This is a genomic window from Chitinophaga sp. 01L420, assembly GCF_056399985.1.
In genome coordinates, this window is the sequence record NZ_JBFTSK010000013.1 from 333,186 (window position 1) to 346,508 (window position 13,323).

At 45.6% G+C, this 13,323-nt stretch carries 11 protein-coding genes; all 11 read left to right on the forward strand.

Features of this window, described 5'->3' with window-relative positions; genetic code table 11:
- Positions 1 to 7: 7 nt before the first annotated feature.
- Complete coding sequence (locus tag AC1DP6_RS15630) at positions 8 to 274, forward strand: phosphopantetheine-binding protein (RefSeq protein WP_441572385.1); 267 nt, start codon at positions 8 to 10, stop codon at positions 272 to 274.
- On the forward strand, positions 271 to 1,464 hold the full coding sequence (locus tag AC1DP6_RS15635) for a beta-ketoacyl-[acyl-carrier-protein] synthase family protein (protein ID WP_477055651.1): 1,194 nt from the start codon (positions 271 to 273) through the stop codon (positions 1,462 to 1,464). The genes AC1DP6_RS15630 and AC1DP6_RS15635 overlap by 4 nt, the downstream gene beginning before the upstream one ends.
- Positions 1,465 to 1,605: 141 nt before the next feature.
- Positions 1,606 to 2,670, forward strand: a complete 1,065-nt coding sequence (locus AC1DP6_RS15640; protein WP_477055652.1) for a beta-ketoacyl synthase N-terminal-like domain-containing protein — start codon at positions 1,606 to 1,608, stop codon at positions 2,668 to 2,670.
- Complete coding sequence (locus tag AC1DP6_RS15645) at positions 2,664 to 3,443, forward strand: polysaccharide deacetylase family protein (protein WP_477055653.1); 780 nt, start codon at positions 2,664 to 2,666, stop codon at positions 3,441 to 3,443. Before AC1DP6_RS15640 ends, AC1DP6_RS15645 begins: the two co-directional genes overlap by 7 nt.
- Complete coding sequence (lolA2, locus tag AC1DP6_RS15650) at positions 3,436 to 4,068, forward strand: flexirubin biosynthesis/transport protein LolA2 (protein ID WP_477055654.1); 633 nt, start codon at positions 3,436 to 3,438, stop codon at positions 4,066 to 4,068. The genes AC1DP6_RS15645 and lolA2 overlap by 8 nt, the downstream gene beginning before the upstream one ends.
- On the forward strand, positions 4,046 to 4,669 hold the full coding sequence (gene lolB2, locus AC1DP6_RS15655) for a flexirubin biosynthesis protein LolB2 (protein ID WP_477055655.1): 624 nt from the start codon (positions 4,046 to 4,048) through the stop codon (positions 4,667 to 4,669). The genes lolA2 and lolB2 overlap by 23 nt, the downstream gene beginning before the upstream one ends.
- A gap of 27 nt (positions 4,670 to 4,696) precedes the next feature.
- Entirely contained in the window at positions 4,697 to 5,056 is a 360-nt protein-coding gene (locus tag AC1DP6_RS15660) for an ApeI family dehydratase (RefSeq protein ID WP_477055656.1), read from the forward strand.
- Complete coding sequence (locus AC1DP6_RS15665; RefSeq protein WP_477055657.1) at positions 5,057 to 6,250, forward strand: DUF2062 domain-containing protein; 1,194 nt, start codon at positions 5,057 to 5,059, stop codon at positions 6,248 to 6,250. It abuts the gene before it with no gap.
- Positions 6,243 to 10,118 carry a 1-acyl-sn-glycerol-3-phosphate acyltransferase gene (locus AC1DP6_RS15670; RefSeq protein ID WP_477055658.1) on the forward strand — a complete coding sequence of 1,292 codons (3,876 nt, stop codon included), beginning with the start codon at positions 6,243 to 6,245 and terminating at the stop codon, positions 10,116 to 10,118. The genes AC1DP6_RS15665 and AC1DP6_RS15670 overlap by 8 nt, the downstream gene beginning before the upstream one ends.
- Positions 10,105 to 11,622, forward strand: a complete 1,518-nt coding sequence (locus AC1DP6_RS15675) for a phytoene desaturase family protein (protein WP_477055659.1) — start codon at positions 10,105 to 10,107, stop codon at positions 11,620 to 11,622. The genes AC1DP6_RS15670 and AC1DP6_RS15675 overlap by 14 nt, the downstream gene beginning before the upstream one ends.
- 2 nt (positions 11,623 to 11,624) lie before the next feature.
- Positions 11,625 to 13,316 (forward strand): C45 family autoproteolytic acyltransferase/hydolase, encoded by a 1,692-nt coding sequence (locus tag AC1DP6_RS15680; protein ID WP_477055660.1) that lies wholly within the window; start codon positions 11,625 to 11,627, stop codon positions 13,314 to 13,316.
- The last annotated feature ends 7 nt before the right edge of the window (positions 13,317 to 13,323 follow it).

Genomic DNA, 13,323 nt, shown 5'->3' on the forward strand with positions numbered 1-13,323 from the left:
AATTACAGTGGAAAAGTTGATGTCGGATCTGAAAGCGCAGATCATTGAACAATTGAATTTACAGGAAGTAACCCCGGAGAGCATCGGCAGCGATCAGACGCTGTTTTCTAAAGATGGGCTGGGACTCGATTCTATCGATGCGCTGGAACTGATTGTATTGCTGCAACAGCATTATAATATCCGCATTGCCAATCCTGAAGAAGGACCAAAAATATTCCACTCTGTTCGTTCAATGGCAGAGTACATTACAGCAAATCAAACCGTAAAGGCATGAGTGAAAAGGTGTGGATAGCAGGTGGTGGGGTTATCAGCGGGATAGGCCTGAATGTAAAGGCCTGTTTGCAGTCGTTCCGGGATATGCAGCCGGGAATGGCTGCTATGCAGTACCTGCCTTCTGTTCATCGTAATACCTTTCCGGTAGCGGAAGTGAAGGCAGACAATGCCACACTTGCCGATATGGCACGCATGCCGGAACATATCAGCAGAACAGCCCTGCTCAGCATGATTGCTGCCCGTGAGGCGTGGCAATCCAGTGGGCTGGGCGATATATCACAGTATCGCGTGGGTTTTGTTTCCGGCAACACCGTTGGTGGAATGGATAAAACGGAGGACTTTTTCCCGGAGTTCCTCGCAAACCCACGTGGTGGCCGCTTACACCAGGTATTGCACCATGAATGTGGTAGCATTACCGAATTGGTAGCAGATATGCTTGGCATCCGTCATCATGTGTCTACCATCAGTACAGCCTGTTCTTCCGGGGCGAATGCCCTGATGTATGGCTCCCGCCTGATCCGCAATAATATGGTGGATGTGGTGATTGCCGGCGGTACAGATGCGCTGACACGTTTTACATTGAATGGTTTTAATACACTTATGATTCTGGATCAGCAGCCATGCCGGCCTTTTGACGACACCCGCACCGGGCTCAATCTGGGGGAAGGCGCAGGCTATGTTGTCCTGGTATCTGATAGTCTGGCTGCACAGCTGCAGCCATGGTGCCGTTTCAGCGGTTTTGCCAACGCCAATGATGCGTACCACCAAACAGCCTCTTCTCCCGATGGCACAGGCAACTACCTGGCCATGAAAGGCGCACTGGACAGGAGCGGACTACAACCGCAACAAATAGGATATATCAATTTGCATGGCACTGGTACGCAAAATAATGATGTATCTGAAGGAATTGCTATCAACAGGCTCTTTGCGCCGCATTTTCCGGCCATGAGCTCTACCAAATCGTTCACCGGCCATACATTAGGCGCCAGCGGTGGCATAGAAGCTGTTTTTTCTGCTTTGGCAGTAAAGGAAGGCATCCTCTATCCCAACGCACGCTTCGAACACCAGATGAAGGAAGTACCATTTGCACCTGTAACCGAATATTCAACCGGTCATGACCTGCAACATGTGATGTCTAATTCATTCGGTTTTGGTGGCAACTGTTCAAGTCTGATTTTTTCTAAGGGCTAGTCAAAGCGGTCAAGTAACTTGCGTCCGCCAACACCAGCATTTAGAGTTAAAAGTATAAAGTAAGTGCTTTCAGAACAATGTGAGCTATCCGCTAAACAAACAACGCAAGCTAACTGCTAACAGCTAAAAGCTAACAGCTATATGAATATCTACATAAATGGCACCGGTTGTATATCTCCGCAGGAAACTGCGCAGGGAGGCTCTTTGCTGGCTACTCCCAGAGAATACGAACAGGTACGCCTGTCTACCGTAGATCCGGATTACAAGCAATGGATTGATGTGAAACAGATCCGCCGCATGAGCCGTGTGGTAAAAATGGGGGTAGGCGCGGCTCATCTGAGCCTCGAAGCTGCAGGTATTACCGCACCGGATGCGATCATCACCGGTACTGCCTATGGCTGCCTTGATGATACCGGCTTATTTTTAACTAAAATGGTGAATCAGCAGGAAGAAATGCTGACGCCCACCGCTTTCATACAAAGTACCCACAACACCGTAGCCGGACAGATTGCCCTGTTGCTGGGTTGTAATGGTTATAATAACACTTTCGTACATCGCGGTTTTTCCTTCGAAAATGCCCTGCTGGATGCGATCATGATATTGAAAGAAGGCTCCGCTCAGCATATACTGGCCGGTGGCGTAGATGAAATTACCAACTACAGCCATCAGCTCCTGTCGCGTTTCGGCATCTATAAAAAGACGCCCGTAAAAACGATGGAGCTGCTGAACAGCCCTGATAGCGGCACTATTGCCGGCGAAGGCGCCGCCTTTTTTACACTGGGCCTCACCAAAGAACCCGGCACCGTAGCCGAGCTGTCTGGTGTTAGCACCCTGTACAAACCACTCTGGGAAGGAGAAGTGATAGGTCATATCATGAAATTCCTGGAAGATAATAACAGCACCCCTGCAGACATTGACCTGATCATCACCGGAAGAAATGGTGATATAGATCAGGATGAAATATATGAAGAAGTAGCTGCTGCCCTGTTCCCGGAACATGCAGAAGGCTGCTTTAAACACCTGTGTGGCGAATATCCCACGGCCGCCGGTTTCGGCGTATGGATGGCCAATGCCATCATCGCAGCGCAGGAAGTACCCGAAGCAGCCGTGTTTTTTGGACGCGCACCCAAACAGATCAAAAAGGTTTTATTATATAATCATCATCAGGGAACACATCATTCCCTGGTATTACTAACCGCATGCTAAACAACAGAGTTGTAAATATCGTGGCCATTATAAGTCTCGGGATACTGTTGTTCCTGGACAAATACCTGACGCTCGATATTCCTTTCTGGGCTTATGGTTTGCCGGTACTTATCTTTCTGCCACTCACTATTCATGGCGCTATAAATATAGAAGCCAGTTTTTTTATGAAGGTGGTTTGTAAGGCAGATACGACCGAAAAAGTAGTGGCGCTTTCTTTTGATGATGGCCCACATGGGGAGTATACGCCGGTAATACTGGATATACTGCAAAGAGAACAGGTGCCCACCGCATTTTTTTGTATCGGGAAGAATATCTCCGGCAACGAGCACTTACTGAAACGCATATACGCAGATGGACATGTAATAGGGAACCATACCTATTCACATGATTTCTGGTTCGATATGAAACTATCCGGCAACATGCTCACAGATATGCAGCAGATGGACGCAGTAACGGTAAACACTACAGGGCTTACGCCACGCCTGTTTCGCCCGCCATACGGTGTTACCAATCCTAACCTGGCAAGGGCGGTGAAAGCAGGTAATTATCTGCCGGTAGGCTGGAGTATACGCTCACTGGATACAGTAGCCAAAGATGAAACAGCATTGCTGAACAGGATACTGGAACAGCTGAAACCAGGCGCGGTTATTTTATTACATGATACCTGTAAGATAACCGCCGATATATTACCACAACTGATCCACGGCATCCGTCAACAAGGATATCAGTTGGAAAGGATCGATAAAATGTTAAAAGTGCGCGCATATGTGTAAATGGATTTTAATTTTGATGTGTGGGATTTTAAGTCTGCAAACGCAGGCGCAGACCGGCTTTAAACCAGTGGCAGACATGACGCCGCTGAAACAGCAGTTTGCAAAAGCTGCACAAAACACACAAAGCATTCAATGCGATTTTGTACAGGAAAAAAACCTGAGCATGCTGTCGGATAAGATTGTATCCAAAGGCAAATTCTGGTTTAAAAAAGATAATAAAGTAAGAATGGAATACCTGCAGCCTTCTTATTACCTGCTGGTCATCAACGGAAAAGATATCCGGATAAAAGATGCTCAGAAGGAAAATAAAGTGTCAGGAAAAAGCAATAAGCTGTTTGAGCAGATCAACAAAATTACGGTAGACTGTGTACGGGGCACTGTACTGGATAATGCCGACTTTACCACCAAAGCCACCGAAAACGCCCAGTATTACAAGCTGGAACTGGAGCCGGTGAACAAGGTGATGAAGGAATATTTTAAGTCAATTGTACTGCTGGTAGATAAACAGGATTATTCCGTATCAAAAATTACGATGGCGGAGTTATCCGGCGATGATACCACCATCAGCTTTTTACATAAACAACTGAATACAAACATCCCGGATGCGGTATTTTCTGCTAAGTAGTATATTAGGCATTGCCTTGCTGACGGGAGGTTGCAGATCTGTGTATAAAGGGTTACAACCGGCAACTGGTGACGTGAATTGTATCCGTCAGTTCAGTCCACAGTTTAATGCTACCCTCTATAGTACGCAGGTAGATATTTTAAAGCATCACCTCAGCGGGCTCCTGTTCTTTAAGCAAATGCCAGACAGCAGTATCCGTGTAGTGTTTGCAAATGAAATGGGATTTAAGTTCTTTGATTTTGAATTTGATAAACAGGGCAACTTTACCAAACACTATCTGCTGGCCAAAATGGATAAAAAAGCAGTAGTAAAAACCCTGCGCCAGGATTTTGCGCTGGTATTGCTGCACCCGGATTTACACGCAGCACATATTGCTACGGATAGCCATTACCGTTATGTGGTAGTGCCTACTGAAAAAGGTAACAACTATTACATTATAGATACCGCCTGTACGCAGCTGGTACGCATAGAAAAATCGTCCCGGCGCAAACCAGCGGTAACAGTATGGATGCAGCACTATAACAATGGCGTGCCGGATACTATTAATATCCGTCATGAACATTTCAAGTTCAATATCTCTTTACAGAAGGTCGAGAAATAACAAAACAAACCATAATAATCACAGTACATGTTAGCAGGTAATTTTTATACAGTAACAGCACATGCAGAAGAACCGGGACAAGTAACCGTCACGATTGAACTGAATGCGGCACATCCTATCTTTCAGGGCCACTTTCCGGAGCAGCCGGTAGTGCCGGGTGTATGCATGATGCAAACTATTACAGAAGTACTGGAAGGTGCTGTGAAACAGAAAGTGTCGATGAAGAAAGCCAGCCAGATGAAATTTCTGCAAATGATTGATCCGGTGAAACAACCATTGGTAGACGTTACTGTAAACTACAAAGTGGACGAAGCAGGATGGAAAGTGAATGCTACATTGAAACGGGAAGACAAAATATTTATGAAGTTCCAGGGTATATTTAATTAAGTGACAAACCAGCCTACACATAACGCAACATTTGAACGTCACCGCGCAGCGGTGTTGATCCCTACGTATAATAACGCCGGCACACTCGGCGCCGTATTGTCCGATGCACTGGAATATACCAATCATGTCATTGTAGTAAACGATGGCGCTACCGATGAAACGCTGGCAGTACTGGAACAGTTTCCTTCCCTGCAGCTGGTATCGTATAGCCCTAACCGTGGTAAAGGTATTGCCCTGCGCCGCGGATTTGCATATGCCATGCAACAAGGGTATGATTACGTGATCACCATGGATGCAGACGGGCAGCATTTTGCCACCGACCTGCCTGCTATGCTGCAACAGATAGAGGAACACCCCGGTGCACTGATCATTGGCGCACGTAACCTGCACCAGGAAAATATGCCTGGAAAAAGTACTTCCGCCAATAAAGTATCTAATTTCTGGTTCAGCGTCACCACGGGTTTAAAAGGACCGGATACACAATCCGGCTATCGCCTGTATCCCCTGCACCGCATGGGGAACATGCACTATTTCTGTACTAAATACGAATTCGAAATTGAAGTACTGGTGCGCAGTGCCTGGAAAGGTATTACTGTAGACTGGACACCCGTAAAAGTATATTATCCGCCACCGGAAGAGCGGGTATCGCATTTCCGCCCTGTTCCCGATGTAACGCGGATCACCATATTGAATATCATACTGGTACTGACGACTTTCCTCTATATAAAGCCACGCGATTTCATCCGTTTCCTGCTGAAGAAGGAAAACTGGAAAAAGATGTGGAGAGAAGAAGTACTGAAAGCGGATGAATCTAATATGCGAAAAGCAATAGCGATTGGGTTTGGTGTATTTATGGGCATCGTACCTATCTGGGGCTTTCAGCTGCTGGTGGCTATTTTGGTATCTATTAAACTGAAACTGAATAAAGCACTGGTGCTACTCTCCGCACATATCAGTACACCTCCATTAACGCCGTTTGTACTTTTCGCGAGCTTCCTGGTCGGCAAGTTCTGGGTGGGACAAAGAGCCAGCGACCTGATATTTAAAGATGGTTTTAACTTCGATACAATTAAAGATAACATGCTACAGTACGTGTATGGCAGCATTACGCTGGCAGTACTGGGAGGACTATTAGTGTGGGCAGTAAGTTTGGGGATGTTGACAATATTTAGAAAAGAGAAAAAAAATGGGTAGCTTTTTTGTAGCGATATATAACTTTTTTGAAAAGCACAAAGGCTGGCTGTGGACTTGTACCATTGCCAGCTTTCTGTTGGTGGGATACTTTGCTGCACAAATAAAACTGGAAGAGGATATCACAAAAATTTTACCACAGGATAAGAAACTGGACAAGCTGCAACAGGTGTTCCAGGACTCGCGTTTTGCGGATAAACTGATTGTTACCATCTCTCAAAAAGACACTACGAAAGAAGCACAACCAGATAGTTTAACGGCATACGCAGCAGAACTGGCTTCCAACGCGGGTGCGCAATTATCTCCTTACATCCGGCAAATACAATCACAGGCAGAAGATTCCATGGTCATGGGATTGATGCAGGTCATCCAGCAACACCTGCCCATCTTCCTGGAAGAAAAGGACTACACGAAAGTAGATAGCCTGCTGGAAACGGCACAGCTGCAAAAATCACTGCAATACGATTATAATACGCTGATATCACCGGCAGGACTGGTATTGAAGAAAATGATCCAGGCTGACCCGGTGGGTATTTCCTGGATAGGGGTGAAGAAATTACAGCACCTGCAATATGATGATCAGTTTGAATTATACGATAACTATGTGATCACCAAAGATCACAAACATGTGCTGATCTTTATTACTCCGGCTAATCCGCCGGGCGCCACCAAAATCAATGCACAATTCCTGAAAGGGCTCGATAGAATAAAAGATAGCATTGATCAGCGTTACCCGGGAGTAGCAGCATCGTATTTTGGGGGTACTGCGGTGTCTGTAGGTAATGCTACACAATTAAGACAGGACACTTTTCTCACACAAGGCATTACCGTTGTTTTGCTGGTAGTGCTGATAGGGCTGTTTTTCCGGAAAAAACGTTCCCCCGTGCTCGTGATGCTGCCGGTAATTTTTGGCGGCCTGTTTTCACTGGCATGGATATACGTTTTGAAAGGCCACATCTCTGTAATGGCCATGGGCGCCGGTGCAGTGGTATTAGGTATTGCGGTGAATTATTCCCTGCATGTATTTAACCACTTCCGCCATTCACAGGATATCCGTGAAGTGATCAACGATCTGGCTACCCCAATGACCTTGGGCAGCTTTACAACGGTGGGTGGTTTCTTATGTCTTCAGTTTGTACATTCTCCCATGCTTCGCGATGTGGGCTTGTTTGCCGCTCTCAGCCTGGTGGGGGCCGCTTTATTTTCCCTGATATTTCTGCCACACTGGATCGTTATCGGACATAAGCCGCAAACGACACATACGCATAAAGAGAACTGGCTGGATAAATTATCTGCCTATAAACCTGAAAAGAATAAATACCTGGTAGGTGCTATTTTTCTGCTCACCATTGTATTTTTTTATACAGCCCGCAACGTATCTTTTGAAAGTGATATGATGCGCATGAACTACATGACGCCACAACTGAAAGCAGCAGAAACACAGCTGAATGCAGTGAACTCCTATATCGCACAATCAGTGTATGTAGTATCTGATGGGCATGACCTGGAAAGTGCGCTTGAAAACGGGGAGCAGCTGATGCCGGTGGTAGAACAGTTACAGGCAAAAGGTATTGTAAAAAAGTATGCCGGCGTACAGGCGTTACTGTTATCTAACAAAGAGCAGCAAACGCGTATTGATCGCTGGAACAAATATTGGACAGCAGACAAAAAGCAGCAGGTGTTGACCTACCTGCGAAGCAACGGTAGTACGCTAGGTTTCAGTGAAGCCGCTTTTAATCCCTTTGAGGGCATGCTGAATAAGGAGTTTCAGTCTTTATCACCTGATGCGCTGAAAGTATTGCGGAGCGGTAATCTTGGTGATTTCATTATTCAAAAAAATAACACTACTTCACTGGTCACCCTGCTGAAAGTAGATCCTGCCCATAAACAGGCGGTATATGATGCTTTGGAAAACTTACCCGGCACTACGGTGCTGGATAAACAATATGCCGCTAATCGCCTGGTGGAAGTCATCAAAGATGAATTTAACAGTATTGCCTGGATGACTTCCCTGCTCGTATTTTTTGCGCTGTTGCTGTCTTATGGTCGTATTGAGCTGGCACTGATCACCTTTATTCCAATGGCAGTAAGCTGGATATGGATATTGGGTATCATGGGCCTGTTTGGCATCAAGTTTAATATTGTAAACATCATCCTTTCCACTTTTATTTTTGGTTTGGGAGATGACTACAGCATCTTTATGATGGACGGGCTGTTACAGGAATACAGAACGGGCAAGAAGACGCTGTCTTCTTTCAAGTCATCGATATTCCTGTCTGCTATTACAACCGTACTGGGTTTAGGCGTGCTGATCTTCGCGCAGCATCCTTCTCTGAAATCTATTGCACTTATTTCCATTATCGGTATCGGCACGGTGGTGCTGATTTCGCAGGTGATGATACCCTTCCTCTTTAACTGGCTGATCACTAACCGGGTGCGTAAAGGCTATGCGCCATGGACATTGAAGGGATGGACGCTCTCCGTATTTTCTTTTATCTACTTTACTACAGGCTGCCTGCTATTGACGGTGATCGGTACGGTATTGATCCGTCTGAATCCCTTTAATAAAGAGAAAGGCAAAGTATTATATCATCATATTCTTTCTGCCTATACTCATAGTGTGTTGTATATTATGGGCAATTTGAAGAAGCGTATTATTAATCCCGGTAATGAGCAACTGGAAAAACCGGCAGTGATTATCAGTAATCACCAGTCTTTCCTGGACATACTCGTTTCTACCATGTTGCATCCAAAAGTAATTCTGCTGACCAATCAATGGGTATGGCGTTCACCGGTTTTTGGCGCCGTGGTGCGGTTGGCGGATTATTACCCGGTGGCAGATGGAGCAGAAGGAGCCATCGAAAAATTACGTGAACGGGTAAATCAGGGATATTCTATTGTGGTATATCCGGAAGGCACCCGCTCACCCGACCCGACTATCAAGCGTTTCCACAAGGGCGCCTTTTATATTGCAGAGCAACTGGGACTGGATATATTACCCATGGTTATTCACGGTACCGCCTATACGATGAGTAAGGGCGACTTCCTGCTGAAAGATGGTACGGTAACAGTAAAATATCTGCCACGCATCACTCCGCAGGATACTTCCTGGGGTGAGGGCTACAGCGCACGTACTAAATCTATCAGCCGCTATTTCAAACAACAGTATGAATTGCTGCGGGCAGAAACAGAGGTACCTAAATATTTCCGGGAGCAGCTGAAGTACAACTTCATTTATAAGGGACCAGTGCTGGAGTGGTATATGCGGATAAAAACAAAGATGGAAAACAACTACGAGTTATTCCATGAGTTATTGCCGAAGCAGGGGCGTATACTGGATATTGGCTGTGGATATGGATTTATGGACTATATGCTCACCTGGGTAGCACCTGGGAGGAACATCACCGGCATTGATTATGATGAAGATAAAATAGCTACGGCAGCATATTGTTATACCAAGCCCGCGCAACTACAATTCATTCATGGTGATATTGCCGCTACGCCTTTTGAATTTTATGATGCTTTTATTTTAAGTGATATACTGCATTACCTGTCTTCAGATGAACAGGAAACGTTGCTGCAGCAATGTATTGAAAGACTGACACCAGACGGGGTGATCATTATACGTGATGGCGATTGTGATATGGCGAAAAGGCACGAGGGTACGAGGTTTACAGAGTTTATGTCTACAAAGGTAATTGGGTTTAATAAAACGAAGAGCAAGCGGCTGTCGTTTTTTTCGGCGGCACATGTGCGTAGTCTGGTCAACAAATATGGTGCGATAGCGGAGGAAATAGATAACACCCGGTACACCTCTAATGTAATATTTGTGATTAAAAAACTTCCCCAGGAAAAATATGCACAGCTATGATGTCATCATTATAGGCAGTGGCCTTGGAGGCCTTGTATGTGGCGCTATCCTCAGCCGGAACGGGTATCGTGTATGCATCTACGAAAAAAACCGGCAAACAGGTGGTTGTTTGCAAACATATTCCCGTGAGAAAGTTATCTTCGATTCCGGTGTACATTATATCGGCGGACTGGCACCCGGAGAAAATCTCTATAAAGTATTCAAATACCTTGGCATCTACGATAAGCTCCGGCTGAAACGCATGGATATGGATGGTTTCGACCATATCAGTTTTGCCGGCGATGATAAAGTATACCGGTTAGCTCAGGGAGAGGAAAATTTTATCCGCACCCTGCTGGCAGATTTTCCGGAAGAAGAAACTGCCTTGCGTGCTTACTGTGATAAGATCAGCGAAGTATGCAGCAAATTTCCGCTGTATAATTTACGTACCGGCGACTATGAAGAAAAACGCAGTGTACTTAATTTGAACACCGCCGATTATCTACGCAGCATTACCAATAATGAAAAGCTGCAGCAGGTGCTGGCAGGAAACAACCTGTTATATGCAGGTGTGGCAGAGAAAACACCTTTCTACGTACATGCGTTGGTGTTAAACAGCTATATGAAAAGTTCCTGGAAATGTGTGGACGGCGGCTCCCAGATAGGGAAATTACTCTGTCAGCAGATCCGGGAAAATGGAGGCGATATCATCCGCAATATGGCCGTTACGGCGATACAGGGAGAAGGCGATCATGTAGATCATATTCTGCTGCAGGATGGTTCCAGGGCACAGGCCACGCATTACATCTCTAACCTGCATCCTGCTCAGACAATGGCCATTACCCACAGTGATACATTACGGAGCGCTTATCGCAACCGCATACAAAACCTGGAGAACTCCGTGGGCGCTTTTGTACTCAATGTGGTGTTAAAGCCCGGTACTTTTAAATACCTGAACTATAATCATTATTACCATGCTACCGGCAACGCCTGGGCGGGTATCGATTACGAGCCGGAAGCCTGGCCACAAACCTATGCGATGTACGTATCCGCCAGTTCCCGGCATGAAACGTATGCCGATTGTTTATCAGTAATGACCTATATGCGCTATGACGAAATGCAACCCTGGGAGCACACGTTTAATACGGTATTGCAGGCAGGTAGCAGGGGCGCCGATTACGAGGCCTTTAAGGAACAGAAAGCCAACCAGCTAATAGATTGTGTAGCACAGCAGTTTCCGGGATTCCGCGACTGTGTGCAGTCTTATTATGTGGCCACGCCTTTATCTTATCGGGATTATATCGGTACCAGCGATGGCAGCATGTACGGGATAGCAAAAGATAGTGCAGATCCGTTACGGACCATGGTTTCGGCCCGTACCAAACTATCCAATTTGTATCTTACCGGTCAAAATCTGAACTTGCACGGAATTTTAGGGGTAACTATCAGCGGTGTCATCACCTCAGCAGAATTGCTGGGAATGGATTTCCTGGTGGAAGAAATTAATCAGTCAATACATTCATAACAGTGGAAAAAAAGAAACGAAGCGGCTGGAGAAGACTTGGACGCATACTCTTATACATCATCGGTGTTTTTTTATTACTCTTCATCGGACTGGCTGTTTACCTGGTAGTGGTGAGCAGAGTGAAGCCGCCTGTTATTGCCGATCAGCGCGCATTACAATTACAACGTACACAGATCGACAGCACCTGCTATACTTTAGGTAACAACTGGTTCCGCAAAAGCAACAGCGGCCTGTATGAAATGTATGTGGAAGGCACTCCTTTTGAAAGAGGCGTGATCAACGGTAAACTCTCCGGGGAGCTGATCCGTCGCCAGGAAGATGTATTTGTGGCGCAGTTCAGTAAAATGGTGCCGTCTACTTTCTATCTGCATTTCCTCAAATATTTTATCGGCTGGTTTAACCGCAACCTGCCGGATCATGTACCGGAAGAATTTAAAGAAGAAATTTATGGAGAATCTTTCTCTGCTTCCCCTAACTACGATTATATAGGAACTAACTATGCCCGGTTAATGAACTATCATGCCGCGCATGATATAGGACATGCCTTGCAAGGCATGATGCTGGTGGGTTGTACCTCCTTCGGTACCTGGAATGATCAATCCGCCGACAGCAACCTGATCATTGGCAGGAACTTCGATTTTTATATGGGAGATGATTTTGCAGCGGATAAGATGGTGGTATTCTATCGCCCTGAAAAAGGCCATAACTTTATGTTTGTGTCCTGGGGTGGTTTTACAGGAGTGGTATCCGGTATGAATGATAAAGGTTTGACCGTTACCATTAATGCTGCCAAAACTTCCGTACCTACTGCTGCTGCCACGCCTGTATCGTTGGTTGCCAGGGAAATTCTGCAGTATGCAAAAAATATCCAGGAGGCATGGGACATTGCAAAGAAACGGAAGATGTTTGTATCAGAATCTTTCCTGATAGGTTCTGCAGAAGATAATAAAGCGGTGATCATCGAAAAAACACCGGAAGGCATGGATATGTATACATCCGGTAAAAACTTTATTACCTGCACCAATCACTTCCAGGGCGATTCATTGGGTAGTCTTACTTCCAATAAATTACAGATCAGAGAAAGCGCATCTGAATACCGCTACGAGCGTCTCAGAGAACTGATGAAAGAGAAAGGACCTAACACTGTACAAAAAACAGTGAGTATCCTGCGTGATCGTGGCGGCTTACACAATGCAGATATTGGGCTGGGTAATGAAAAGGCCATCAATCAGCTGATAGCCCATCACTCTATTGTATTTGAGCCTAAAAAGGGTATGGTATGGGTATCTACTTCGCCCTGGCAGGAGGGGCAGTTTGTAGCCTATGATCTCAACAAGATCTTTGCTATGCACGGTCTCACTTCAGATCATGAAGTATACGACAGCGCACAAAACATTGCTGCTGACAGCTTCCTGGTATCAAAAGATTATCTTGCTTTTAATACCTACCGTAAACTGAGAGACCAGATCAGGGAAGGTGCTACAGTAGATATCAAAGCATTGATTACGGCTAACCCGGCATATTATCACACTTATGTGCTGGCAGGAGATTACGAATATAAGCGCAAAGCATATGCTACGGCAAAGCAATATTATGAAACAGGTTTGACGAAAGTAATTGCTACCAAAGGAGAAGAAGATCATATCCGTAAGCAACTGGCACTTTGTAACAGTAAACTAACCGCTAACCGCTAAAAGCTAA

Excerpts from the sequence above, each read along its gene's own strand:
- lolB2 (WP_477055655.1), top strand. The coding sequence starts at position 4,046 with ATGCGGTATTTTCTGCTAAGTAGTATATTAGGCATTGCCTTGCTGACG.
- AC1DP6_RS15645 (WP_477055653.1), top strand. The coding sequence starts at position 2,664 with ATGCTAAACAACAGAGTTGTAAATATCGTGGCCATTATAAGTCTCGGG.
- lolA2 (WP_477055654.1), top strand. The coding sequence starts at position 3,436 with ATGTGTAAATGGATTTTAATTTTGATGTGTGGGATTTTAAGTCTGCAA.
- AC1DP6_RS15675 (WP_477055659.1), top strand. The coding sequence starts at position 10,105 with ATGCACAGCTATGATGTCATCATTATAGGCAGTGGCCTTGGAGGCCTT.
- AC1DP6_RS15670 (WP_477055658.1), top strand. The coding sequence starts at position 6,243 with ATGGGTAGCTTTTTTGTAGCGATATATAACTTTTTTGAAAAGCACAAA.
- AC1DP6_RS15640 (WP_477055652.1), top strand. The coding sequence starts at position 1,606 with ATGAATATCTACATAAATGGCACCGGTTGTATATCTCCGCAGGAAACT.
- AC1DP6_RS15635 (WP_477055651.1), top strand. The coding sequence starts at position 271 with ATGAGTGAAAAGGTGTGGATAGCAGGTGGTGGGGTTATCAGCGGGATA.
- AC1DP6_RS15660 (WP_477055656.1), top strand. The coding sequence starts at position 4,697 with ATGTTAGCAGGTAATTTTTATACAGTAACAGCACATGCAGAAGAACCG.